The sequence below is a fragment of the Pseudomonas sp. CBZ-4 genome, from assembly GCF_000346755.1.
Lineage (GTDB): Bacteria > Pseudomonadota > Gammaproteobacteria > Pseudomonadales > Pseudomonadaceae > Aquipseudomonas.
Genome location: NZ_ANNV01000154.1, coordinates 88,825 through 112,843, shown reverse-complemented (window position 1 = coordinate 112,843; position 24,019 = coordinate 88,825). Strand labels below are relative to the sequence as shown.

At 61.7% G+C, this 24,019-nt stretch carries 24 protein-coding genes; 18 read left to right on the top strand and 6 right to left on the bottom strand.

Translation table 11 applies throughout. The annotated features are described in order from the left end of the window. Nucleotides 1–491: 491 nt before the first annotated feature. The 7 genes from prfB (at nt 492) to B348_RS01000000130245 (ending at nt 7,137) form a co-directional block, all read left to right on the top strand. A protein-coding gene (gene prfB / locus B348_RS1000000130540; RefSeq protein ID WP_100215725.1) for a peptide chain release factor 2 occupies nt 492–1,587 on the top strand; the annotation gives its coding sequence in 2 pieces (ribosomal slippage) (nt 492–563 and nt 565–1,587; 1,095 coding nt in all). Nucleotides 1,588–1,619: 32 nt separating this feature from the next. Then, on the top strand, nt 1,620–3,122 hold the full coding sequence (lysS, locus tag B348_RS0122680) for a lysine--tRNA ligase (protein ID WP_017738328.1): 1,503 nt from the start codon (nt 1,620–1,622) through the stop codon (nt 3,120–3,122). Between the two features lie 178 nt (nt 3,123–3,300). After that, nucleotides 3,301–4,017: a TetR/AcrR family transcriptional regulator gene (locus B348_RS0122675; protein ID WP_026136994.1), complete on the top strand. Its 717-nt coding sequence runs from the start codon at nt 3,301–3,303 to the stop codon at nt 4,015–4,017. Nucleotides 4,018–4,060: 43 nt separating this feature from the next. After that, the gene (locus B348_RS0122670) at nt 4,061–5,338 is read left to right on the top strand and encodes a flavohemoglobin expression-modulating QEGLA motif protein (RefSeq protein ID WP_017738326.1); all 1,278 of its coding nucleotides are present in this window, start codon (nt 4,061–4,063) and stop codon (nt 5,336–5,338) included. A gap of 213 nt (nt 5,339–5,551) precedes the next feature. Further along, nucleotides 5,552–6,457 (top strand): alpha/beta hydrolase, encoded by a 906-nt coding sequence (locus B348_RS0122665; protein WP_017738325.1) that lies wholly within the window; start codon nt 5,552–5,554, stop codon nt 6,455–6,457. Next, the gene (locus tag B348_RS0122660) at nt 6,454–6,780 is read left to right on the top strand and encodes a hypothetical protein (RefSeq protein WP_017738324.1); all 327 of its coding nucleotides are present in this window, start codon (nt 6,454–6,456) and stop codon (nt 6,778–6,780) included. Before B348_RS0122665 ends, B348_RS0122660 begins: the two co-directional genes overlap by 4 nt. Nucleotides 6,781–6,879: 99 nt before the next feature. After that, entirely contained in the window at nt 6,880–7,137 is a 258-nt protein-coding gene (locus B348_RS01000000130245) for a hypothetical protein (RefSeq protein WP_017738323.1), read from the top strand. Between the two features lie 47 nt (nt 7,138–7,184). Here B348_RS01000000130245 and B348_RS0122650 read toward each other — a convergent pair whose 3' ends face one another. The 3 genes from B348_RS0122650 to B348_RS0122640 form a co-directional block, all read right to left on the bottom strand. Then, nucleotides 7,185–7,970 (bottom strand): OmpA family protein, encoded by a 786-nt coding sequence (locus B348_RS0122650; RefSeq protein ID WP_017738322.1) that lies wholly within the window; start codon nt 7,968–7,970, stop codon nt 7,185–7,187. A 56-nt stretch (nt 7,971–8,026) separates the two neighbouring features. Continuing rightward, complete coding sequence (locus tag B348_RS0122645; RefSeq protein ID WP_017738321.1) at nt 8,027–8,452, bottom strand: DUF4398 domain-containing protein; 426 nt, start codon at nt 8,450–8,452, stop codon at nt 8,027–8,029. 270 nt (nt 8,453–8,722) lie between these two features. Continuing rightward, nucleotides 8,723–9,067 (bottom strand): hypothetical protein, encoded by a 345-nt coding sequence (locus tag B348_RS0122640; RefSeq protein ID WP_017738320.1) that lies wholly within the window; start codon nt 9,065–9,067, stop codon nt 8,723–8,725. Nucleotides 9,068–9,250: 183 nt separating this feature from the next. Here B348_RS0122640 and ppc point away from each other — a divergent pair, with 183 nt between their 5' ends. The 6 genes from ppc (at nt 9,251) to B348_RS0122610 (ending at nt 15,748) form a co-directional block, all read left to right on the top strand. After that, nucleotides 9,251–11,878 carry a phosphoenolpyruvate carboxylase gene (gene ppc, locus B348_RS0122635; protein WP_017738319.1) on the top strand — a complete coding sequence of 876 codons (2,628 nt, stop codon included), beginning with the start codon at nt 9,251–9,253 and terminating at the stop codon, nt 11,876–11,878. Between the two features lie 279 nt (nt 11,879–12,157). Further along, nucleotides 12,158–12,805, top strand: coding sequence for an adenylate kinase (adk, locus tag B348_RS0122630; RefSeq protein WP_017738318.1), 648 nt, complete (start codon nt 12,158–12,160; stop codon nt 12,803–12,805). A 90-nt stretch (nt 12,806–12,895) separates the two neighbouring features. Beyond that, the gene (gene tsaB / locus B348_RS0122625; RefSeq protein WP_017738317.1) at nt 12,896–13,582 is read left to right on the top strand and encodes a tRNA (adenosine(37)-N6)-threonylcarbamoyltransferase complex dimerization subunit type 1 TsaB; all 687 of its coding nucleotides are present in this window, start codon (nt 12,896–12,898) and stop codon (nt 13,580–13,582) included. Between the two features lie 160 nt (nt 13,583–13,742). After that, on the top strand, nt 13,743–14,033 hold the full coding sequence (locus B348_RS0122620; protein ID WP_017738316.1) for a hypothetical protein: 291 nt from the start codon (nt 13,743–13,745) through the stop codon (nt 14,031–14,033). After that, the gene (locus B348_RS0122615; RefSeq protein ID WP_017738315.1) at nt 14,033–14,893 is read left to right on the top strand and encodes a DUF72 domain-containing protein; all 861 of its coding nucleotides are present in this window, start codon (nt 14,033–14,035) and stop codon (nt 14,891–14,893) included. The genes B348_RS0122620 and B348_RS0122615 overlap by 1 nt, the downstream gene beginning before the upstream one ends. Before the next feature lie 27 nt (nt 14,894–14,920). Continuing rightward, nucleotides 14,921–15,748 carry an isocitrate lyase/phosphoenolpyruvate mutase family protein gene (locus B348_RS0122610; protein ID WP_017738314.1) on the top strand — a complete coding sequence of 276 codons (828 nt, stop codon included), beginning with the start codon at nt 14,921–14,923 and terminating at the stop codon, nt 15,746–15,748. 1 nt (nt 15,749) lies between these two features. Here the strand turns inward: B348_RS0122610 and B348_RS0122605 are convergent, their stop codons facing one another. After that, nucleotides 15,750–16,370, bottom strand: a complete 621-nt coding sequence (locus B348_RS0122605; RefSeq protein WP_017738313.1) for a hypothetical protein — start codon at nt 16,368–16,370, stop codon at nt 15,750–15,752. Between the two features lie 96 nt (nt 16,371–16,466). Here B348_RS0122605 and B348_RS0122600 point away from each other — a divergent pair, with 96 nt between their 5' ends. Further along, nucleotides 16,467–17,249 (top strand): class I SAM-dependent methyltransferase, encoded by a 783-nt coding sequence (locus tag B348_RS0122600; protein ID WP_017738312.1) that lies wholly within the window; start codon nt 16,467–16,469, stop codon nt 17,247–17,249. A 123-nt stretch (nt 17,250–17,372) separates the two neighbouring features. Here the strand turns inward: B348_RS0122600 and B348_RS0122595 are convergent, their stop codons facing one another. Next, entirely contained in the window at nt 17,373–18,008 is a 636-nt protein-coding gene (locus tag B348_RS0122595) for a TetR/AcrR family transcriptional regulator (protein ID WP_026136993.1), read from the bottom strand. 93 nt (nt 18,009–18,101) lie between these two features. On the opposite strand from B348_RS0122595, the gene B348_RS0122585 reads away from it, so the two are divergent. From B348_RS0122585 to B348_RS0122565, 4 genes are all read left to right on the top strand, one after another. After that, complete coding sequence (locus B348_RS0122585) at nt 18,102–19,202, top strand: efflux RND transporter periplasmic adaptor subunit (protein ID WP_017738310.1); 1,101 nt, start codon at nt 18,102–18,104, stop codon at nt 19,200–19,202. Nucleotides 19,203–19,208: 6 nt separating this feature from the next. Continuing rightward, a complete protein-coding gene (locus B348_RS0122580) occupies nt 19,209–22,274 on the top strand; it encodes an efflux RND transporter permease subunit (protein WP_017738309.1) in 3,066 nt (1,021 codons plus the stop codon). A gap of 2 nt (nt 22,275–22,276) precedes the next feature. Then, on the top strand, nt 22,277–22,870 hold the full coding sequence (locus B348_RS0122575) for a LysE family translocator (RefSeq protein ID WP_017738308.1): 594 nt from the start codon (nt 22,277–22,279) through the stop codon (nt 22,868–22,870). 171 nt (nt 22,871–23,041) lie between these two features. Next, nucleotides 23,042–23,245: a hypothetical protein gene (locus B348_RS0122565; RefSeq protein WP_017738306.1), complete on the top strand. Its 204-nt coding sequence runs from the start codon at nt 23,042–23,044 to the stop codon at nt 23,243–23,245. Between the two features lie 80 nt (nt 23,246–23,325). Here B348_RS0122565 and B348_RS0122560 read toward each other — a convergent pair whose 3' ends face one another. Beyond that, entirely contained in the window at nt 23,326–24,015 is a 690-nt protein-coding gene (locus B348_RS0122560; RefSeq protein WP_017738305.1) for a DUF4197 domain-containing protein, read from the bottom strand. Between the last annotated feature and the right edge of the window lie 4 nt (nt 24,016–24,019).

Genomic DNA, 24,019 nt, shown 5'->3' with positions numbered 1-24,019 from the left:
GCAAACCCAGTTGAAGCCATCGCAGGCAAGCCAGCTCCCACAGGGGAACGCGCCAGCTTCAGAGACTCGGTCGGCTACTAGGCCGCCGTGCTTTGTTTTTGATTTTGATCTTGGGCGCCCCGTTAAACACGCTGGCCGGAATTCGACATGGATTTGGGGGGTAAACCGGCAGGGATGCCGGTTTAGCCGCCCCGCGCCATGGATGGCGCGTGGCGGCGGCCCCCCAAATCCATGTCGGATTACGGGCACACCGAGCCTAAGCGAGGTGCCGAGTGTTGGGGCAAGAGCCCTTTTGGTTACTTTTGGGGCTCTTTTCCAAAAGTGACCCGCCGTAAGGGCGGAACCAATAGTGGCCGTTACCGAAGAAATGGATATGTACACCGACAATCCAACCCCGAGCCCGAGCCTTTTCGCCCAGCGGACTGCCGCTCCCCCCCGTTTGCCGTTATACTCGCCGGCTTTCAAAAGTTCGCCAACGAGTGCTGCCCGCCATGGAAATCAACCCGATCCTTAACACCATCAAGGACCTGTCCGAGCGCTCCGAAACTATTCGGGGGTATCTTTGACTACGATCAAAAGCATGAGCGTCTGACCGAAGTCAATCGCGAGCTTGAAGATCCTGCTGTCTGGAACAAACCTGAATACGCCCAGGAACTGGGCCGCGAGCGCGCTGCGCTGGCGCAGATCGTCGATACCCTCGACGAACTGAACACCGGTCTGGCCGATTGCCGTGACCTGCTGGACATGGCCGTCGAAGAAAACGACGAAGGCGCAGTGGGCGATGTCGTCGCCGAGCTGGCCCGTCTCGAGGAAAACCTCGCCAAACTCGAATTCCGCCGCATGTTCAGCCACGAGATGGACCCGAACAACGCCTACCTGGATATCCAGGCCGGTTCCGGTGGCACCGAGGCCCAGGACTGGGCCAACATCCTGCTGCGCATGTACCTGCGCTGGGCCGACAAGCGCGGGTTCGAAGCGACCATCATGGAACTGTCCGCCGGTGAAGTCGCCGGTATCAAGGGCGCGACCGTGCATATCAAGGGTGAATACGCCTTTGGCTGGTTGCGGACCGAGATCGGCGTGCACCGCCTGGTGCGCAAGAGCCCGTTCGACTCCGGCAACCGTCGCCACACCTCGTTCAGCGCGGTGTTCGTCTCGCCAGAGATCGACGACAAGGTCGAGATCGAGATCAACCCGGCCGACCTGCGCATCGACACCTACCGCTCCTCCGGTGCCGGTGGCCAGCACGTAAACACCACCGACTCGGCCGTACGTATCACCCACGTACCGACCAACACCGTGGTCAGCTGCCAGAACGAACGTTCCCAGCACGCCAACAAAGACACCGCCATGAAAATGCTGCGGGCCAAGTTGTACGAGCAGGAAATGCAGAAGCGCAACGCCGCTTCCCAGGCGCTGGAAGACACCAAGTCGGACATCGGCTGGGGTCACCAGATCCGTTCCTATGTGCTCGATGCGTCGCGGATCAAGGATCTGCGCACCAACATCGAACGCAGCGACTGCGACAAGGTGCTCGATGGCGACATCGACGAGTATCTGGAAGCGAGCCTGAAATCAGGCCTGTAACACCCTAATTCTGTGATGGATGATTTAAAGACATGAGCGACCAACAACTCGACCCGCAAGCCCTGCAACAGGAAGAAAACTCCCTGATCGCCCTGCGCAAGGAAAAGCTTGCTGCCGAGCGCGCCAAGGGCAATGCCTTCCCCAACGACTTCCGTCGCGAAAACTACTGCGATGCGTTGCAGAAGCAATACGCCGACAAGACCAAGGAAGAGCTGGCAGAGGCTGCAATCCCGGTCAAGGTGGCTGGTCGCATCATGCTCAACCGTGGCTCGTTCATGGTGATCCAGGACATGACCGGGCGCATCCAGGTCTACGTCAACCGTAAAACCCTGTCGGAAGAAACCCTGGCCGCGGTGAAAACCTGGGACATGGGCGACATCATTGCTGCCGAAGGCACCCTGGCCCGTTCGGGCAAGGGCGACCTGTACGTTGAAATGACCAACGTGCGCCTGCTGACCAAATCCCTGCGCCCACTGCCCGACAAGCACCACGGCCTGACTGACACAGAACAACGCTACCGCCAGCGCTACGTTGACCTGATCGTCAACGAAGACGTGCGCCACACCTTCCGTGTGCGTTCGCAAGTGATCGCGCACATCCGCAGCTTCCTGATGGCGCGTGACTTCCTCGAAGTCGAAACGCCGATGCTGCAAACCATCCCCGGCGGTGCCGCGGCCAAGCCGTTCGAAACCCACCACAACGCGCTGGACATGGAAATGTTCCTGCGTATCGCGCCGGAGCTGTACCTCAAGCGCCTCGTTGTCGGCGGCTTCGAGAAAGTGTTCGAGATCAACCGCAACTTCCGTAACGAAGGCGTTTCGACCCGTCACAACCCAGAATTCACCATGTTGGAGTTCTACCAGGCCTACGCCGACTACGAAGACAACATGGACCTCACCGAAGAACTGTTCCGCGAGCTGGCGCAGCTGGTCCTGGGCAGCACCGACGTGCCGTACGGCGACAAGGTGTTCCACTTCGGCGAGCCGTTCGTGCGCCTGTCGGTGTTCGATTCGATCCTCAAGTACAACCCTGAGCTGACCGCTGACGACCTGACCGACATCGACAAGGCCCGCGCCATCGCCAAGAAAGCCGGGGCCAAGGTGCTCGGCTTCGAAGGCCTGGGCAAGCTGCAGGTGATGATTTTCGAAGAGCTGGTGGAGCACAAGCTGGAACAGCCGCACTTCATTACCCAGTACCCGTTCGAAGTGTCGCCGCTGGCCCGTCGCAACGATGACAACCCGAACGTCACTGACCGTTTCGAACTGTTCATCGGCGGTCGCGAAATCGCCAACGCCTACTCCGAGTTGAACGACGCGGAAGACCAGGCCGAGCGCTTCATGGCCCAGGTGGCCGACAAGGACGCCGGCGACGACGAAGCCATGCACTACGACGCCGACTTCGTCCGCGCCCTGGAATACGGCATGCCGCCGACCGCGGGTGAAGGTATCGGCATCGACCGCCTGGTGATGTTGTTGACCAACTCGCCGTCGATCCGCGACGTGATCTTGTTCCCGCACATGCGGCCACAAGCGTAAGCGTAGCGAAATCCGAAGCCGCCTTTTATAAGGCGGCTTTTTTATGCGGCATAAATAAGCGTCAAGCAAACAGCGCCAAGGGATCGTTCCCACGCTCTGCATGGGATGATCGTTCCCACGCTCCGCGTGGGAATGCCTCCCCTGACGCTCCGCGTCACCTTTCAAAGGAAGATCTGTGGTGAACCGCGTTATGGCTCAAGAAGGCGCCGCCGGCATTGCTGCTGCCGTGGCGGAAAGTGTCCAGTACCAGGGCCGCAAGGCCAGTCGCCGGGGCAGCGAGCAGCGCCGGCAAGATATTCTCGATGCGGCCATGCGCATCGTCGTGCGGGACGGCGTACGTGGCGTACGCCATCGCGCGGTGGCAGCGGAGGCGGGCGTGCCGCTGTCGGCCACCACCTACTATTTCAAGGATATCGATGACCTGCTCACCGATACCTTCGCCCAATACGTCGAACGCAGTGCGGCGTTCATGGGCAAGCTGTGGGTGCGCAACGAAGGCTTGCTGCGGGAGATGGTCGCTTATGGCGATGGCAGCCCGCAGTCGCGCTCGCAACTGGCCGATGACATCGCCCGGCTGACGGCCGACTACGTGATGCGCCAACTGACCAACCGCCGTGAACACCTGATGGCCGAGCAGGCGTTTCGCCAGGAAGCCTTGTTGAACCCGCGTCTGGCCGAACTGGTGCGCTCCCACCAGCAGATCCTGTTGCAGGGCACCGGGCAGTTTTTCCAGGTGCTGGGTTCGCGCGAGCCGCAGCAGGACGCCAAGGTGTTGACGGCCATCATCGGTCGGATGGAGTATCAGGGCCTGCTCGGCAGCGCAGACAGCCTGACCGGTGAAGAGATGCTTGAAATCCTCAAGCGCTACATGCATTTGGTGTTGGCGTCGGTCTGACGTAGGCTGCTGGGGCACATAACGTTTAAAGAGGAAGTTCCAGGTGGACGATTACCAGCAGACGATACGCACCTTGTCTGATCGCATTGTGCTGGCGCAAACACCGATTCGCGTCCTCGACGCCGTGAAGTGGGACGACAGCATTCGCCAGGGTTTCCTCAAGGCCAAGGGCAAGGAAATGCCGGCCGTCAGCCGTGACTATTACCTCAACCGACCGCTGTCGTTCGATTCCAGCGCGGTCAAGCTGGAGTTCCAGAACATCGAGCGCGACATCACCCGGCGCCTCGGCCAGTTCAGCCCGGTGGGGCAGATCATGCGTCGCATGTGCCGCGAATACCGCATGGTGGTACGCATGCTCGAAGCGCGGGGCACCGAAGACTTCGGCCTGATCTCCCAGGAACTCTACGGCGCCGCCTCCGATGCGTTCCACGCCGGCGACCCGACCCTCGCCGACCTCGGCCTGATGCTCTCCGACTACCTGAACAATATCGACGGCCGTGGCGACCTGAAGGACGAGGCCAAGACCCTCACCGCCAAGGACGCCGTCGCCCTGCTGCAAACCCGCCTGAACAAGGTGTTTGGCGAGGCCGAGGAAACCATCCGCGTGTTCGAGTCCGACGGTATCGTCGCCGACGCGGCGGCGGGTGCCGACTACATCAAGATCCGCGCCGACGCGATGTTCAACGACCGCGACGTGCGCGCCCTGGAAGTCCATGAAGGCCTGGTGCACGTCGGCACCACCCTCAACGGCCAGAACCAGCCGATCTGCACCTTCCTGTCCAAGGGCCCGCCGTCGTCCACCGTGACCCAGGAAGGCCTGGCGATCCTGATGGAGATCATCACCTTCGCCTCCTACCCCAGCCGCTTGCGCAAGTTGACCAACCGCACCCGTGCCATCCATATGGTGGAGGAGGGCGCCGACTTCCTGCAGGTGTTCGAGTTCTTCCGTGAGCAAGGCTTTGAAATGGCCGAAAGCTACGGCAACGCCAGTCGCGTATTCCGTGGCTCGGTGCCGACGGGTCTGCCGTTTACCAAGGATCTGTCCTACCTCAAGGGCTTTATCATGGTCTACAACTATATCCAGCTGGCCGTGCGCAAAGGCAAGCTGGAACAAGTGCCGCTGCTGTTCTGCGGCAAGACCACCCTGGAAGACATGCGCACCCTGCGCCAATTGGTGGACGAAGGTTTGGTGGTGCCGCCGAAGTATTTGCCGGAGCAGTTCCGCGACATGAACGCGCTGGCGGCGTGGATGTGCTTCTCCAACTTCCTCAACCACTTGAGCCTGGATCGGATCGAGGCGGATTACTCGAATATCCTCTGACGGATGTTCCTGAAGAAACCGGATCAAAAAATGTGGGAGCTGGCTTGCCTGCGATAGCGGTGTATCAGTCACAGCTGTTTCAACTGAAGATTGCTATCGCAGGCAAGCCAACTCCCACAGTTGATCTCATTTGTTCTTGAGAGAACGATCGTTCCCACGCTCTGCGTGGGAATGCAGCCCTTGGCGCTCTGAGCCACCTGGAGGCTTCAACGGATGAGAATCCTCGGCATTCTGTGCCTGCTACTGACATTGAGCGGCTGCAGCTCCCTGCTGTTCTACCCCGAGCCCGGCCTGCCGTTCACGCCGGAAAAAGCCCGGCTGGCTTACCGTGACATCACCCTCACCACCGCCGACGGGGTAAAACTCCACGCCTGGTGGCTGCCCGCCAAACCCGGCGTGCCGGTCAAGGGCACCGTGCTGCATCTGCATGGCAACGGCGGCAACCTGGCCTGGCATCTGGGCGGTAGCTGGTGGTTGCCAGAGCAGGGTTATCAGGTGTTGCTGCTGGACTATCGCGGTTATGGCCTGTCCGAAGGCAAGCCGTCGCTGCCGGCGGTTTACCAAGACATCGACGCCGCCTTCAGCTGGCTCGACAAGGCGCCCGAAACCCAACACCAACCCTTGATCGTCCTCGGCCAAAGCCTCGGCGGTGCGCTGGCGGTGCATTACCTGGCGGCCCACCCGGAGCGTCAGCCGCAACTCAAGGCGCTGGTCCTGGATGGCGTGCCCGCCAGTTATCGTGACGTAGGACAATTCGCCCTGAGCACCTCCTGGTTAACATGGCCGTTGCAGGTGCCTTTGTCGTGGCTGGTGCCGGACGCCGACAGTGCAATCCAGGCCATGCCGAAGCTGACCGGCGTGCCGAAACTGCTGTTCCACAGCCTGGATGACCCGATTGTGCCGGTGGCCAACGTTTTGCGCCTGTATCAAGCGGCGCCACCGCCGAGGGTGTTGCAACTGACCCGTGGCGGCCACGTGCAGACCTTTGCCGACAAGACCTGGCAAACCGTGATGCTGCGCTATCTGGACGACCCCCAGCACTTCAACGGCCTGCGTCGCCTGGGCGAAATCCCGAATTATCCCCTTCCCAAAGTTGATTCATCAGAGAGCCCGCAATGAGCGAAGAACGCAACATGATCCCGCTGATCCTCACCGGCATCGGCACCATTATCGGCACCGTCGGCTGCCTGTGGTTCTACGGTTACCTGCACTTCGCCAAGCCCGAAGATGCGCTGCTGCTCAGCGACTTCACCATGCTCAAGACCGTGCCGGGGGAGGATTACAAGATTTCCCTGACGCCGGCCGCACAAGTGGCGCAGTGCGTGGATGGCGTGCTGGTGATGTTCGATACCGAGCAGAAAGGTCTCAGTGGCGTGCTGGTGAACAACAAGAAGCAGGCAGTGCGCTGCATGGGTCAGGAAACGCCGCAATTGCAGCAGTAACCCGACCGGAAGGAACCATATTCTGTACGAGACCACTGATGGGTGTGTCGGCAAAGTTGAGACACAACCTACCCAATTGTGAACGTATGGAGTGTGAATATGCTTTCAGGTATCAGCGGCATGGGCGGCAATATGGTCGGCAGCATGGACCAGATAGGTGGCCAGCAAGGGCAAGTGGACAAGGAGATGTTGAAAAAACTGCTGGAGGAGTTGATGGCCAGCGTAGGCGGCGCTCAAGGTGGCAGCGGTGCCGGTGGTGCGGGTGGTGGTACTTCTGGAGGCGACCCTCAAGCCCAGGCACAAGGCCCGCAAATCCAGATGCCTGAACCAAACCAGGGCGCTGTCAACTTTGGCTAAATAGAAAAAACCCGCCGGATCAGGCGGGTTTTTTTTACAGCGCTCGATCAGTTAGCGACGGCGGACCGTGGCTTGACCGGCTGGTTGTCGTTGGAAATGGTCACTTCAACCCGGCGATTCATGGCACGGCCCGACACGCTGCCATTGTCGGCCACCGGGTATTCCTTGCCGTAACCCTGGGTCACGATGCGCGAAATATCCACGCCCTGTTGTGCCAGTGCACGTTGTACCGAAGCCGCGCGGCGCTCGGACAGGCTCTGGTTGTACGCATCCGAACCGGTGCTGTCGGTGTAGCCTTCGACGATCACTTTACGGTCCGGGTTGTCGCGCAGGAACTGCGCCAGCTTGGTGATATTCACCAGGCCGCTGGATTTCAGGTCGGACTTGTTGGTGGCGAACAGCACGTCACCAAAGGTCACCAGCGTACCGCGATCGGTTTGCTTGGCGTTCAGGCTGTCTTGCAGTTGCTTGATCTGTGCGTCACGGGCTTCCAGCAGGGCGCGGGCACGGTCGTCGCCGGCGTTTTTCAGCTTGGCTTCGGATTCGCGCAGGACGATGGTGTCCTTGGCCACTTCAACGCGCTGGTTGGTCAGGTAGGCCAACTGGTCGACCTTCTTCTGGTCTTCCTTGTCGCGGTAGGCCTTGTCGGCCTTGTCCAGCCATTCGCTGGCGTCCTTGGTTTCCAGCGCCGCGAGCTTGGTGGCTTGCGGGTTGGTTTGCAGGGCCGAGAAGTTGGTCCGTGCGTTTTCCAGGTTCGCGTTCGGCGGGGTGGAGCAGGCCGCCAGGGCAACGCTCATCGCCAGCAGGGCAGGGATCATCAATTGTTTACGCATAGTCGTGTCGTCCTTTCAATTCGATATCGGGTGCAATGCAATCGGGTGGCGGCGGCTTATGGCTGTTTGATCACAGCCGGGCGCATGCCTTCCTGACGCAGCTCCTGAACAGCTTTCTGGGAGTCCTTCACAGCCTGCTCAGCCTTGGCGGCCTGGGCTTTGCGCTCGGCTACGCGAGCGTCCCATTCAGCTTGTTCGGCCAGGCGACGGGCTTCATCGTAGTTCTTGTCGTGCATGGCGATTTCGGCTTGCTTGAGCTTGTCCTGGGCCGACTTCATTTCCACGGCGGCGTACTCGGTACCGCCGGCGCTGACCGCGCTGTTCACGGCAGACTGGGTCACCGCATATTGCTCGGTCGGCGGGTTGCCGGCGCAGCCCGCAAGAACGAAGCTGGTACCGATTGCCAGCGCGGCCAATTTAAGCCCGCGCAGGTGGTTAAACGAGGATTTGGCAGTGCTGGTCTTCATCGTCTTCAACTCCATTGGATAACTCCTGAAAAACTTAAAATCCATCCTGGGAGGTCGGTTGCGGGCCCGGCGGGTAAGGCACGTGACGCCTGTTCAAACGGCCGTTCCAAGTGATGGCTTACTGGCTGTGACCGGAGGCTTTTTTGAATAGTTCAGAGAAGATGGCGATTTGCCTAAAAAAATATCTGACTGATCGGTCAGCGAAAAAACTTGGAACTTCTGCGTTGCGCAGGGGTACGCCGGGCCTGCGAGAGGCCCGGAATACAAGGGGTTTACCGCAAGGTGTCAGTGTTTCTGTTCGTCGGCACCCGCTGACAAATCATGCAGATAGCGGCGCGACAGCGTGAGGAAGCGCGGAGTAGGGCCGACGTCTTCGTACAACGGGTCGCCCTCTTCATCGGTGGCAATCACCTGCTGGCCCTTGATGTAGGGAAAGCTCGCTTCCAGCTCTTCAAGGGCGGCGCCGATCAGTTCGCCGAGCAGTTCTTCAGGGTGGCGCTTGGGGTACATCTCGGCGATGGCCGCCAGCCGTGCGGCGGCCTCCATATCCAGATGGATCGCATACTCGGTCTTGGTCAAACGACCCTTGGCGTTCTCTTCCCAATGCTGGGCCAGTTCTCGAATTTTCATGGCAACCTCAATAAAGCCCGCGATAGCAGGCGGTGATGAGCGACCAGCCGCGCGCGTGGATAAACGCGCCGACTCAATGTTGAGACTAGCTGCATCCCACAAGGTTTAAAGTCTTGTCAGAAACCGATGCTGGCGGCACTCTGGCAGACCTGCGCGTCCCGGATTCCTGCTGGAGATTGGCTGATGAGTGATATCGATGCACGCTTGCGTGAGGACGTTCACCTGCTGGGTGAACTGTTGGGCAACACCATTCGAGAGCAGTATGGCGACGGTTTTCTCGACAAGATCGAGCAGATCCGCAAAGGCGCCAAGGCCGACCGGCGTGGCGCCGGCGATGAGCTGAGTGCCAGCCTCAACCCGTTGCAGGAAGACGAGCTGCTGCCGGTGGCCCGTGCTTTCAACCAGTTCCTCAACCTGGCCAATATCGCCGAGCAGTACCAACTGATCCACCGGCGCGATGAGTCGCAGCCGGCGCCGTTCGAAGCCCGCGTGCTGCCCGAGCTGCTGGCGCGCCTGCAAAGCGAAGGCCATAGCAATGAATCCCTGGCCCGCCAGCTGGCGCGGCTGGAGATCGAGCTGGTGCTCACCGCCCACCCCACCGAGGTGGCGCGCCGCACCCTGATCCAGAAATACGATGCGATTGCCGCGCAACTGGCGCTGCAGGATCACCGCGACCTCACCACGGCCGAGCGCCAGCAGATCCGCGAGCGCCTGCAACGGCTGATCGCCGAGGCCTGGCACACCGAAGAAATTCGTCGTGTGCGCCCCACACCGGTCGACGAGGCCAAATGGGGCTTCGCGGTGATCGAACATTCGCTGTGGCATGCCATCCCCAATTACCTGCGCAAGGCCGACCAGGCGCTGCACGCCGCCACCGGCCTGCGCCTGCCCCTGGAAGCCGCGCCGATTCACTTTGCGTCCTGGATGGGCGGCGACCGCGACGGCAACCCGAATGTCACCGCGCCGGTGACCCGCGAAGTGCTGCTGCTGGCACGCTGGATGGCGGCCGACCTGTACCTGCGCGACATCGACCACCTGGCCTCGGAGCTGTCGATGCAGCAGGCCAGCCCGGCGTTGCAGGCCAAGGTCAGTGACAGTGTCGAACCTTATCGCGCGTTGCTTAAACAGCTGCGCGAACGCCTGCGTGCGACGCGGCAATGGGCCCACACGTCGCTGACTGCGCCGACCCCCGCACCGGTCGAGGTCCTGCAAAACAACCGTGACCTGCTCGACCCGCTGGAGCTGTGCTACCAGTCGCTGCACGAATGCGGCATGGGCGTGATCGCCGACGGCCCGCTGCTCGATTGCCTGCGTCGCGCCGTTACCTTTGGCTTGTTCCTGGTGCGCCTGGATGTGCGCCAGGACTCCAGTCGCCATTCGGCGGCCATGACCGAAATCACCGATTACCTTGGCCTGGGCCGTTATGAGGACTGGGACGAAGACGCGCGCATCAGCTTCCTGACAGAGGAGCTGAGTAACCGTCGACCGTTGCTGCCGGGCTATTTCAAACCGTCGGCGGACACCGCCGAAGTCTTGAATACCTGTAAGGAAATTGCCGCCGCGCCTGCTGCTTCGTTGGGCTCCTATGTCATCTCCATGGCCGGCGCTGCGTCGGACGTGCTCGCCGTGCAACTGCTGCTCAAGGAGTCGGGCGTGCAGCGGCCGATGCGTGTGGTGCCGCTGTTCGAAACCCTGGCCGACCTGGATAACGCCGGCCCGGTGATCGAGCGGCTGTTGCTGCTGCCGGGCTATCGCGCGCGGCTGCAAGGCCCGCAGGAAGTGATGATCGGCTACTCCGACTCGGCCAAGGACGCCGGCACCACCGCCGCCGCCTGGGCGCAATACCGCGCCCAGGAGCGCCTGGTGGACATCTGCCGCGAGCAGCAGGTGGAACTGCTGTTGTTCCACGGTCGCGGTGGCACCGTGGGGCGTGGCGGCGGCCCGGCCCACGCGGCGATCCTGTCACAGCCGCCGGGCTCGGTGGCGGGGCGCTTCCGCACCACCGAACAAGGCGAGATGATCCGCTTCAAGTTCGGCCTGCCGGACATCGCCGAGCAAAACCTCAATCTCTACCTGGCGGCGGTGCTGGAGGCGACGTTGCTGCCACCGCCGCCACCGGAACCGGCGTGGCGCCATTTGATGGACGAATTGGCGGCAGACGGCGTCAGCGCCTACCGCGCCGTGGTGCGGGAAAATCCGCAGTTCGTCGAGTACTTCCGCCAGTCCACCCCGGAGCAGGAGCTGGGTCGTTTGCCCCTGGGCAGTCGCCCGGCCAAGCGCCGTGCGGGGGGCATTGAAAGCCTGCGCGCGATCCCGTGGATCTTCGGCTGGACCCAGACCCGCCTGATGCTGCCCGCCTGGCTCGGCTGGGAAGCCGCGTTGAGCAAGGCGCTGGAGCGTGGCGAAGGTGAGTTGCTGGGGCAGATGCGCGAGCAGTGGCCGTTCTTCCGCACCCGCATCGACATGCTGGAAATGGTGTTGGCCAAGGCCGATGCGGACATCGCCCGGCTGTATGACGAGCGCCTGGTGCAGCCTGACCTGCTGCCATTGGGTGCGCACTTACGCGACCTATTGTCGCAGGCGTGCAGCGTGGTGCTTGGCCTGACTGGCCAGTCGCAACTGCTGGCCCACAGTCCCGACACCCTGGAGTTTATCCGCCTGCGCAACACCTACCTCGACCCCTTGCACCTGTTGCAGGCCGAGTTGCTGGCGCGTTCGCGCCAGCGGGAAGCGGCACAGGACAGCCCTCTGGAACAGGCGCTGCTGGTGTCCGTGGCCGGTATTGCCGCCGGTTTGCGCAACACCGGCTGAGGTTTTCCAAGTGTTCTCAACGGCTTGCAGATAAACCACGACGGCCGCCCGCAAATGGGCGGTCGGCGTTTGTGGCGGCAGGTTGCACTCAGGCACACCCTACCTATGACGCATGCCCTGCGCGGGTTCCTGCGACTTTTGGCGGCTTGTATGGTGACGGCGCGCTGTGTATCTTGATCAGCCTTTGGCCGTTTGGGCGGCCCGAATCCTATTTTTACGCGATTGGCCCCACGCGGCGAATCCGAGCATCATCTCTATAAAAAATTGAGGAGCACATCAATGCGCGTCATTCTGCTGGGAGCTCCCGGGGCCGGTAAAGGTACTCAGGCAAAGTTCATCACTGAAAAATTCGGCATTCCACAAATCTCCACCGGCGACATGCTGCGTGCAGCGGTCAAGGCCGGCACCGAGCTGGGCCTGATCGCCAAGAGCGTGATGGACAGCGGTGGCCTGGTATCCGATGACTTGATCATCAACCTGGTCAAGGAACGCATCAGCCAGGAAGACTGCAAGAACGGCTTCCTGTTCGACGGCTTCCCACGCACCATTCCCCAGGCTGAAGCCCTGGTGAAGGCGGGCGTCGAGCTGGACGCAGTGGTTGAAATCGCGGTTGAAGACGAAGAAATCGTCCAGCGTATTGCCGGCCGTCGCGTTCACGAAGCCTCGGGCCGCGTGTACCACACGATCTACAACCCGCCAAAGGTTGAAGGCAAGGACGATGTGACCGGCGAAGAGCTGGTGCAGCGCAAAGACGACACCGAAGAAACCGTGCGTCATCGCCTGTCGGTCTACCACTCCCAGACCAAGCCGCTGGTGGATTTCTACCAGAAGCTGTCGGCTGCCCAAGGCAAGCCGAAGTACAGCCACATCCCAGGTGTTGGCTCGGTCGAGGCGATCACGGCCAAAGTGCTGCAAGCACTGAGCTGATCCCTCGATTTGCTTCACCTATAACGGCCCGCTTGCGGGCCGTTGTTGTTTATACTGGCGCACTTTTTTTCGACTTGGACACCCACACCGATGAGCACCCTGCTGGCCCTGGACACCGCGACTGAAGCTTGCTCCGTTGCCCTGCTGCACGATGGCAAGGTTACGAGCCACTACGAGGTGATCCCGCGCCTGCATGCGCAGAAGCTGTTGCCGATGATCAAGCAACTGCTGGAAGACGCCGGCACCACCCTGTCTGCCGTCGATGCCATCGCCTTCGGCCGTGGCCCCGGCGCGTTTACCGGTGTGCGCATTGCCATTGGCGTGGTGCAGGGCCTGGCGTTTGCCCTGGAGCGCCCGGTGTTGCCGGTGTCCAACCTCGCCGTGCTGGCCCAGCGCGCCTTGCGCGAGCATGGTGCCCGGCAGGTGGCCGCGGCCATCGATGCGCGCATGGACGAAGTCTATTGGGGCTGCTACCGCGAGACAGCGGGGGAGATGCGCCTGGTGGGCGTTGAAGCCGTGCAGCCACCAGAGGCGTCGGTATTGCCGCAGGATGCCAGCGGTGACTGGTTCGGTGCGGGCACCGGCTGGGGTTATGGCGAGCGCATCGGTGTGCAGTTGGTGGGCCAGGATGCGGCCATGTTGCCTCACGCCGAAGACCTGCTGACCTTGGCACGCTTTGCTTTCGAGCGTGGCGAAGGGATTCCCGCCGACCAGGCGGCGCCGGTTTACCTGCGCGATAAGGTTGCGCAGACCAAGGCCGAACGCGGGATTATTTGACGTCAAAAGTGTGGGCATTTTCCGGCGAAAATCGCCAATCGTCAGAATTTTCCCCGGCTTTTAAACCTTTTTCAAATTATGTGTTCTAGTTATCACCAGAGCATTTGCGCGCTACGGATTGCGCCACTAAAATGCCATTACTGATAGCGAGTTCGCGCCCATGCGTATTGATGGCTTTTCCTCACAGTCCTACCCAATCAAGCGCAAGCCGCGTAAGGCCAATGCGACGGTGGACGACGCTGTCGAGGATTCGCCGGACTTCATCGAAGTCCAGGCCGATGCGCAGGCCAACGCCCAAGCCCGCATCAGCGGTCTTCCCGCCCGTCAGCAAGACATGGTCTTCCCCCGCTCCATGAGCAAAAGCGTTGCCACCGCCCTGGCCAGCTACCTGACCACCGCCGGCTTTGTCGAATGGGATATGGAAGTGCTGGGTCTCGACATCCACATCTGATGCGCCTGCCTTATTTCATCGGTTGCCCGTCCTGGAGTGAAAACGCCTGGCGCGAGTACCTGTACCCGGCCGATGCGCGTTCCAGCGATTACCTTGCCCTCTATTCCCAGGTCTTCAACGCCGTTGAAGGCAACACCACGTTTTATGCGCGACCCTCAGCCGCGACGGTGCAGCGCTGGGCCGAGGTCATGCCCGAGGATTTTCGCTTCACGGCGAAATTCCCGGGTGATATCAGCCATGGCGGCGACTTGCGTGAGCAATTGCCGGCCGCGGAAAGCTTTGTCGGCTTGATGAGCCCGCTGGGTGAGCGTGTGTCGCCGATGTGGCTGCAATTGTCGGCGACTTTCTCACCGCAGCGGCTCGCCGAGTTGGCCGGGTTTATCGACGGCCTGGAGCGCCCGCTGGCGGTGGAAGTGCGCCATCCCGAGTTCTTCGCCAAGGGCGACGCCGAGCGCATGCTCAACCGGCTATTGCGTGATCGGGGCGTTGAGCGCATCTGCCTGGACCCGCGGGCGCTGTTCAGTTGCACGTCGACCTCGGCAGCAGTGCTGCATGCCCAGGCGAAAAAACCCAAGGTGCCGCCACGTCCGGCCGCGCTGACGCTGTTTCCCCAGGTGCGATTTATCGGCCATCCCGAGCTGGAAGCCAACGATCCGTTCCTGGTCCCGTGGGTCGCCAAAGTCGCCGACTGGATCGAAGAGGGCCGCACGCCCTACGTGTTCCTGCACACCTCGGACAATCGCCTGGCAGCGCAACTGGCCCTGCGCTTCCATGATCAACTGATGGCACGCCTGCCCGGATTACCGCCGCTGCCGACCCTGAATCGAGCGCCCGCTGTGGAACAACTGGGGTTACTCTAAGGCTCCTTTTTTCGCCAGGAGCCAGACATGGATGCCCAAACCCTTCGCGCCGAAACCTTCAAGGCCCTGCATGAGCGTAATCGTGCCTTCGTGATGCCCAACCCGTGGGATGCCGGCTCCGCGATCATGCTCGCCAGCCTCGGCTTTGAAGCCCTGGCCACCACCAGTGCCGGCTATGCATTCAGCCTTGGTCGGCCGGATGCGGAAGGCGCGTTGTCCCTGGACGACACCTTGAGCAATGCCAGCGCCATCGTGCAGGCGACCGCGTTACCGGTGGCGGCGGACCTGGAAAACGGTTTCAGCGACACCCCCGAAGGCTGCGCCCAGACCATCCTGCGCGCGGCGGCCAGCGGTATCGTCGGTGGCTCCATCGAAGATGCCACGGGCATCGCGGTTGACCCGATCTATCCCTTCGACTTGTCAGTAGAGCGCGTGGAAGCCGCCGTTGCCGCTGCCCGCAGCCTGCCGTTCCCCTTCACCCTGACCGCCCGCGCAGAAAACCTCCTGCATGGCCGCCTGGATTTGCCTGACACCATCCGCCGCCTGCAAGCCTACGCCGAAGCCGGCGCCGACGTGCTCTACGCGCCGGCCTTGCGCAGTGCCGAGGAAGTGCTGGCGGTGGTCAAGGCCGTCGCGCCCAAGCCGGTGAATGTGTTGATGTCCGGCGGTTTGAACCTGAGCGTCGCGCAGTTGAGCGAGATGGGCGTGCGACGCATCAGCGTCGGCTCAGCCATGGCCTTGGCGGCGTATGGCGAGTTCTATCGGGCTGCGCAGGAGGTGTATGAGTTGGGCACGTTTACCTTCACCGAACGCAAGATGCCGTTCAGCCAGGCCAACGCCTTCTTCAAAGGCTGAATCAGGCGGCCAGGCGCAGGTTCTGCGTGACCAGCGGGCGCGCCCAGTAGTAGTCGAAGTCCAGGGCCTTCTGTTGCGCCACCAGCTCGTCGTCCGGGTACGGCGTGGCGGCAGGTGGCAGCAGGTCCAGTTCGAACTCGGCGATAGGCAGGTGCAGCGGGCGCGGTGCGGGCGCCGGGCCGGGCTCTGGCAACGGTTGGCCGGCCGTCAGTACGAGGGGGCGGACCCAGCCGCTGTCGAAATTCTGCTCGCGCTGTTGGGCGACGATTTCGTCGTCCGGGAACGGTGTGGCGGCCGGCGGCAGCAATTCGGTCTCGAACTCGGCAATCGGCAGGAACAGCGGTTCAGGTGGGGCGATCTCGGTGTCTTTCACGTCGCACTCACGCTGGGTGAGGATCTGTGACAGCAGGTCGGCGCCAGCGCGCGGTTCAACTTCCGGGTCCAGCGGCTCCGGCGCCTGGGCGGCGAGCGCGTCCGGCGTGGCGCCGAGCTGCTCGGCCAACGCCCGGGCGAAGAAGTCCTGCCACACATGACTCACCCCGGCCAGCGCTTGGGTGTTGCGCAGGCCGTAGTGGTTGTGGGTCGGCAGTACACCGATGGTTTGGGGAAGAATGTCTGACATTTTTCTCGGTCGACGCTCAGCTCTGGCAAAATACCTGACTGTTGGTTTTATCGGCCGTTGTTTGCCGATCCTTAATATTTTTGAGCGTAGCGATTGATGAGCGAACAACCAGCGGCCAGCCGCATCCGGGTCGAGGCGTTGGCCGAGGGTTTCCAGGCCCTGGCCGAACAGTGGGCGGCCCGGCTTGACCTGCCTTTGCAACTGGCCGATGCGGATTTTTCCCTGCAAGTCGGCGAGCAAGGCCTACAGCTGCAACAGCTCGGGCCCGACGCGCCGGGGGCGGTGCGCGTGGACTTCGTCGAAGGCGGCGCCGCGCACCGGCGTTTATACGGCGGCGGCAGCGGGCAGATGATTGCCAAGGCCGTGGGCATCGCCCAAGGCGTGCGGCCACGGGTGCTGGACGCCACGGCGGGGCTGGGCAAGGACGCGTTCGTGCTGGCCAGCCTGGGCTGCGAAATGAGCCTGATCGAGCGCCAGCCGCTGATCGGCGCCTTGCTCGAAGACGGCCTGGCCCGCGGTGCGGATGATTTTGAAGTGGCGCCGATCGTGGCGCGCATGAAACTGCTCAAGGGCAATTCCATCGACGTGATGCGCAACTGGGAGGGCGAGCCGCCGCAGGTGATCTACCTCGATCCGATGTTTCCGCACCGTGAGAAAACGGCCCTGGTGAAGAAGGAAATGCGCCTGTTCCGGCCGTTGGTCGGGGATGACCCGGATGCCCCGGCCCTGCTCGCTGCGGCGTTGGCCCTGGCCAGCCACCGGGTGGTGGTGAAGCGGCCGCGCAAGGCGCCGTGCATCGAGGGGCCCAAGCCGAGCCATGCGTTGGATGGTAAATCCAGCCGGTATGACATTTATCCGAAGAAGGCGCTCAAGGGCTGAGTTTTTCAGTGGCCTTCAGGGCCTCATCGCAGGCAAGCCAGCTCCCACACTTGAAAGTATTCACAAATCAACATGTGGGAGCTGGCTTGCCTGCGATAGCGCCAGCCCAGACAACACAAGGCCTCAGGCCCGATAAGCGCGCATAAACAACCCCACCACATCCTGCACATGCGCCTCGGCGGCTTCCTCGCTCAACGGCCCGCCACAGCCATACAGCAAGCAGAAATTCGCCGTGCCCTTGAGCAGGCAAAAGAAGTGCTCGGCCGCCGTAAACGGTTTGTCGATGCTCAGCGCACCGCTCTGGTCGATCTTGCTCAACAGGCGCTCCATGCCTTGCAGCATGCGCATCGGCCCCGCCTCGAAAAAGATCTGCGAGAGTTTCACGTCCTGATTGCCGGTGGTCATCATCAGGCGATGCAGGTTCACCGATTCCTCGCTGTTGATCAGCCGATGGAACCCCCGCGCGATATTCAGCAACACCGTCTCCACGGGCATGTCGGCGGGCAGCTCGAAGTACATCACCGGCAGTTGTTCCTCGCACGTCGCCACCACGGCGGCGGTGAACAAGGTCTCTTTGTCGGTGAAGTGGCTGTAGACGGTCAGCTTCGACACGCCGGCTTCCAGTGCTACCGCGTCCATGCTGGTACTGGCGTAGCCATTGCTCAAAAACAGGATTTTCGCGGCTTCGAGGATAGCCTGGCGTTTTGCCATGTCCTTGGGACGCCCGGGGCTATTGGTGTTGAGAGGATTGTCGGACATTTTCACCTTTAATACTGGACTGGTGAGTTTGGTATTAATAACATACCGGCCAGTATAATTATTCCTAGCTCCATTTGCGAAAGGTCCTTCAGCATGCGCAGTACTTTCCTGCCCCTTGCGTTGCCTGTCAGCTTGGCTTTCCTGCTGGCCGCCTGCGGTCACGAGGAAGCCCCCCAGACCGTTATCCGCCCGGCCATGGTGGTGCAACCGCAGCCTTCGGCGCAGGCGAGTGACAGCTACCCCGGCGAAGTACGTGCGCGCTATGAGCCGGACCTGGCCTTTCGCATTGGCGGCAAAGTCAGCAAGCGCCTGGTGGAGGAGGGCGAGCGGGTCAAGGCCAACCAGCCTTTGGCCGAGCTAGACCCGCAAGACGTGCGCCTGCAACTGGAGGCCACCCGCGCGCAAGTGGCCGCCGCCGAGGCCAACCTGAGCCTGGTGCGCGCCGAGCGCGACCGCTACAAGACCCTGATGGACCGTCAGATGGTCAGCCGTTCGCAGTACGACAATTCGGAAAACCTCTACCGATCCGGCGAAGCACGCCTCAAGCAGATCAAGGCCGAGTTCGACGTGTCGAGCAACCAGGCCGGGTATGCCACGTTGCGCGCACCGCAGGACGGCGTCGTCGCCAAGCGTGCGGTGGAAGTGGGCCAAGTGGTGTCTGCCGGCCAGACCGTATTCACCCTGGCCACCGATGGCGAGCGCGAAGTGTTGATCAGCCTGCCGGAGCAAGGCTTCGGTCGGTTCAAGATCGGCCAGCCGGTGTCCGTCGAGTTGTGGAGCCAGCCTGACCAGCGTTTTGCCGGGCGTATTCGTGAACTGTCGCCGGCCGCCGATCCAAAATCCCGCACCTTTGCCGCACGCGTGGCGTTCACCGGTGGCAAGGTCCCCGCTGAACTGGGGCAAAGCGCTCGTGTTTTCATACAGGCCGACGGCGTGATTCCCCTGTCGGTGCCGCTGTCTGCCCTCAGTGCAGAAAATGGCGATTCCTACGTCTGGCGTGTACAGGCGGACAACACCCTTAAGCGCACGCCGGTACGCATCGGCGCCTTCGGCGAGAAAAGCGTGCCGGTGCTGGAAGGCCTGAGCCCCACGGACTGGGTGATCGCCGCGGGTGTGCATGTGCTCCATGAGGGCCAGCAAGTGCGCCCGGTGGATCGTTCCAACCGGGTGGTGAATCTGGCGGCCAAGGAGTAGTCCCCGATGGGTTTCAATCTTTCCGAATGGGCGTTGCGTAATCGCCAGATCGTACTGTTCCTGATGATCCTGCTGGCGGTGGTCGGCACCTTGTCCTACACCAAGCTGGGACAAAGCGAAGACCCGCCGTTCACCTTCAAGGCCATGGTGATCAAGACCAACTGGCCAGGCGCCACGGCCCAGGAAGTCTCGCGCCAGGTCACCGAGCGCATCGAGAAAAAGCTGATGGAGACCGGTGAGTACGAGCGCATCGTGTCGTTCTCGCGCCCCGGCGAATCCCAGGTCACCTTCATGGCCCGCGACTCCATGCACTCGGCGCAGATCCCCGAGCTGTGGTACCAGGTGCGCAAGAAGATCAGCGATATCCGCCACACCCTGCCACCGGATATCCAGGGGCCGTTTTTCAACGATGAATTCGGCACCACCTTTGGCAATATCTACGCCCTGACCGGCGACGGTTTTGACTACGCCGTGCTCAAGGACTACGCCGACCGCATCCAGATTCAACTGCAACGGGTGCCGGATGTGGGCAAGGTTGAGTTGCTTGGCCTACAGGACGAGAAGATCTGGATCGAACTGTCCAACCTCAAGCTGGCCACCCTTGGCTTGCCGTTGGCCGCCGTACAGCAGGCCTTGCAGGAGCAGAACGCAGTCTCCACCGCCGGTTTCTTCGAAACCCCGACCGAACGCGTGCAGCTGCGGGTGTCGGGCAACTTCAAGACGGTGGACGAGATCCGCAACTTCCCGATTCGCGTCGGTGACCGCACCTTCCGCATCGGCGACGTGGCGGATATCCACCGTGGCTTCAACGACCCACCGGCACCGCGCATGCGCTACATGGGCGCGGACGCCATCGGCCTGGCCGTGGCCATGCGCGACGGTGGCGACATCCTGGTACTGGGCAAGGCCCTGGAAGGCGAGTTCGCACGCCTGCAGAAGAATCTTCCGGCCGGTATGGAACTGCGCAAGGTGTCGGACCAACCGGCAGCGGTGAAAACCAGTGTCGGCGAATTCGTCCAGGTACTGGCCGAAGCCTTGGCCATCGTATTGCTGGTGAGCTTCTTCTCCCTCGGGGTACGTACCGGCATGGTGGTGGCCCTGGCGATTCCGCTGGTGCTGGCAATGACCTTTGCCAGCATGTATTACCTCGGCATCGGCTTGCACAAGATTTCCCTGGGTGCGCTGGTATTGGCGCTCGGCCTGCTGGTGGACGACGCGATCATCGCCGTGGAAATGATGGCGATCAAAATGGAACAGGGCTACGACCGGCTCAAGGCCGCGAGTTTCGCCTGGACCAGCACCGCGTTCCCGATGCTCACCGGCACGCTGATCACCGCCGCCGGCTTCCTGCCGATTGCCACCGCGCAATCGAGCACCGGCGAATACACCCGCTCGATCTTCCAGGTCGTCACCATTGCCTTGCTGGCCTCGTGGGTCGCCGCTGTAGTGTTCGTGCCGTACCTGGGGGAAAAACTCCTGCCGGACCTGGCGAAGATTCACGCGGCCAAGCACGGTACTGACGGGCCTGATCCCTACGGCACTCCCTTCTACCAGCGTGTAAGACGTTTGGTGGAATGGTGCGTGCGCCGACGCAAAACCGTGATTGTCCTGACCTTGCTGCTGTTTATCGGCTCGGTGGCGCTGTTTCGTTTTGTGCCGCAGCAGTTCTTCCCGGCTTCTGGTCGCCTGGAGCTGATGGTCGACCTGAAACTGGCCGAAGGTACGTCCCTGAGCAACACCGCCGATCAGGTCAAACGCCTGGAAGCGCTGCTCAAGGAGCATGCCGGCATCGACAACTACGTGGCCTATGTCGGCACTGGCTCGCCGCGCTTCTACCTGCCGCTGGACCAGCAATTACCCGCTGCGAGTTTTGCGCAGTTCGTGGTGTTGGCCAAAACCATCGAAGAGCGCGAAAGCCTGCGCACCTGGCTGATCGAAACCCTCAACGAACAGTTCCCGGCGCTGCGCTCGCGGGTCACGCGCCTGGAGAACGGCCCGCCCGTGGGTTACCCGGTGCAGTTCCGTGTAACGGGCGAGCACATCGAAGAAGTCCGCGCCCTGGCGCGGAAAGTGGCGGCCAAGGTTCGCGAAAATACCCACGTGGTCAACGTGCACCTGGACTGGGAAGAGCCGAGCAAGATCGTCTACCTCAATATCGACCAGGACCGCGCGCGCGCCCTTGGCGTGAGCACCGCCAACCTGTCGAAGTTCCTGCAAAGCTCGCTCACCGGTTCCAGCGTCAGCCAATACCGGGAGGACAACGAGTTGATCGAGATCCTCCTGCGCGGCACCGTGCATGAACGCACTGAGCTGTCGTTGCTGCCAAGCCTGGCGGTGCCGACCGACAACGGCAAAAGCGTGGCGCTGTCGCAGATCGCCACCCTGGAGTACGGCTTCGAAGAAGGCATCATCTGGCACCGCAACCGCCTGCCAACGGTGACCGTGCGCGCCGATATCTACGGCAAGGAACAACCGGCGACCCTGGTCCAGCAAATCCTGCCGACCCTGGCAGGCGTGCGCGCCGAACTGCCGGATGGCTACCTGCTGGACGTCGGCGGCACGGTGGAAGACTCCGCCCGTGGGCAGAACTCGGTGAAAGCCGGCGTGCCGTTGTTCATCGTGGTGGTGCTGACATTGCTGATGCTGCAACTGCGCAGTTTCTCACGCACGGCGATGGTGTTTCTGACGGCGCCGTTGGGTTTGATCGGTGTGACGCTGTTCCTGCTGGTATTCCGCCAGCCCTTTGGCTTTGTGGCCATGCTCGGCACCATCGCCTTGTCGGGGATGATCATGCGGAACTCGGTGATCCTGGTGGACCAGATCGAACAGGACATCAAGGCCGGCCTCGCGCCATGGCAAGCCATTATCGAAGCTACCGTCCGACGCTTCCGTCCGATTGTGCTGACAGCCCTCGCGGCGGTGCTGGCGATGATCCCACTGTCACGCAGTGTGTTCTTCGGGCCGATGGCGGTGGCGATCATGGGCGGCTTGATTGTGGCGACGGCATTGACCCTATTGTTCCTACCGGCCCTGTATGCTGCGTGGTTCCGAGTGAGGAAGGACGTCGCGTAATCATGTTGGCCACCGTTTCAGCCCTGATGTTGCTATTGCTTGCCCCTGGCCCGACCAACACCCTGCTGTTTCGCGCAGGTGTGTTGTTCGGCTACCGGGCCTCCTGGAAGCTCGCGTTCATCGAGTGCCTGGCCTACCTGCTGCAAGTTTCTGTGTGGGGTATGGCGCTGCTGTATCTGGCGGCCTACTCGCCATGGGCCTTGAAGGCCACGCAACTGGCGGCGGCCTGTTACCTGCTGTATGTCTCGTACAAGCTCTGGCAGCGCAAGAGCAGCACCATCGACGCGACCCGCGACCGTTTCTCCGGGCTGTATTTCTTCTGGCTGACGGTCATGAACCCCAAGGGCTTGTTGATCGCGTCGTTCATCGCCCCGGCCAGCGCGTTTGCCACGTTGCCCGGTTATGCCGGATTCATGAGCACGCTGGCGTTGGTGGTGGTTCCGGTGGGGGCGGCCTGGACTGTGTTGGGCAGTCATTTCGAAGGGATTCAGAAAGCCTGGCTGACACCGCTGAGAATCAATCGCGCAACGTCCGTAGCCATCTGCTGTTTTGCCACGATCATGATGGGGCGCCTGGCTGACTCACTCATCCATTGACGCTGGTTTACATTTCCATGCAAACGGACTTCGGGGCGGTGGAACCTTTGTTTGGGCTGACCGGGGAACTGTTGCGCCGCAAGTGCCACATAGAGTTACCTGTCGAGCAGGTAACTCTTCTGGCGGTCAAGCGCGCAGGACTGTTTCTACGGTGATGCTTAAGGAGTACGTATGTTGCTACCAATATTATTTCTTCCGCTGCAAATAGTGGGCGCGGCGATGGGGATGGGGAATGGCTTCGGCCAGTTCAACGGCAATCGTCAACCTGATGTGAATATCCATATTCACAACGAGAGCAACAATCAAAACAACAATACCAGTATCAGTAATGCGGCCTCGTCGGCATCCGCACGCAGCCCTTCCATTACCTGGTAGTTAAAACCAAAACGCCCTGAGTTGATCAGGGCGTTTTCGCCGGCAAGGATTTTCCCTGCTCGGTGACGTGCAGTGTGCTGTTACAGCGCGCCAAACACTTTTTTCGCCAGACTGGTGGCCGCAGCCGCCGGATTCTTGCGAATGGTCTCTTCCTGCTGCGCAATCATCTTGAACAGGCCGTCCAGCGCCTGCTCGGTCACGTAGTTCTCGACGTTGGCGCTCTTGGCGTCCACCGCACCAAACGCCGCCGCCTTGCCCGCCAGGGCGTTGTATTGCTGGGCGACGCCGACTTTGTCGGTGGCCGCTTTCACGATCGGCAGGAACTTGGCGCGGATCTGTTCACGGCTGCTTTTGTTCAGGTACTGGGTGGCCGAATCCTGGCCACCGCTGAGGATGCCCTTGGCGTCGGTCACGCTCATGTTTTTCACGGCATTCACCAGGATCGGCTGGGCCTGGGTCACGGCGGATTCAGCGGCCTTGTTCATGCTGGTTTCCAGTTGTGTGACCTGGTCGCCCATGCCGAACATTTTCAGCTTGTCGGCCACTTTGCCCAACTTGCCTGGCAAACCGATCTTCACTTCCGGGTTGTTGCTGAAACCACCCGGCACCCCAAGCTGTTTCACGGCGATTTGCGCGCCTTGGGTCAGTGCGTCCTTGAGGCCGCCGGAAGCGTCGCCCTGGGACAGACTGGAGAGGTCCAGCGCCATGGCGTTGGCCCCCAGCAGCAGGCCGGCGCACAGGGCAGTAAAGCGAAGGGAGTTACGGAGCATGGGC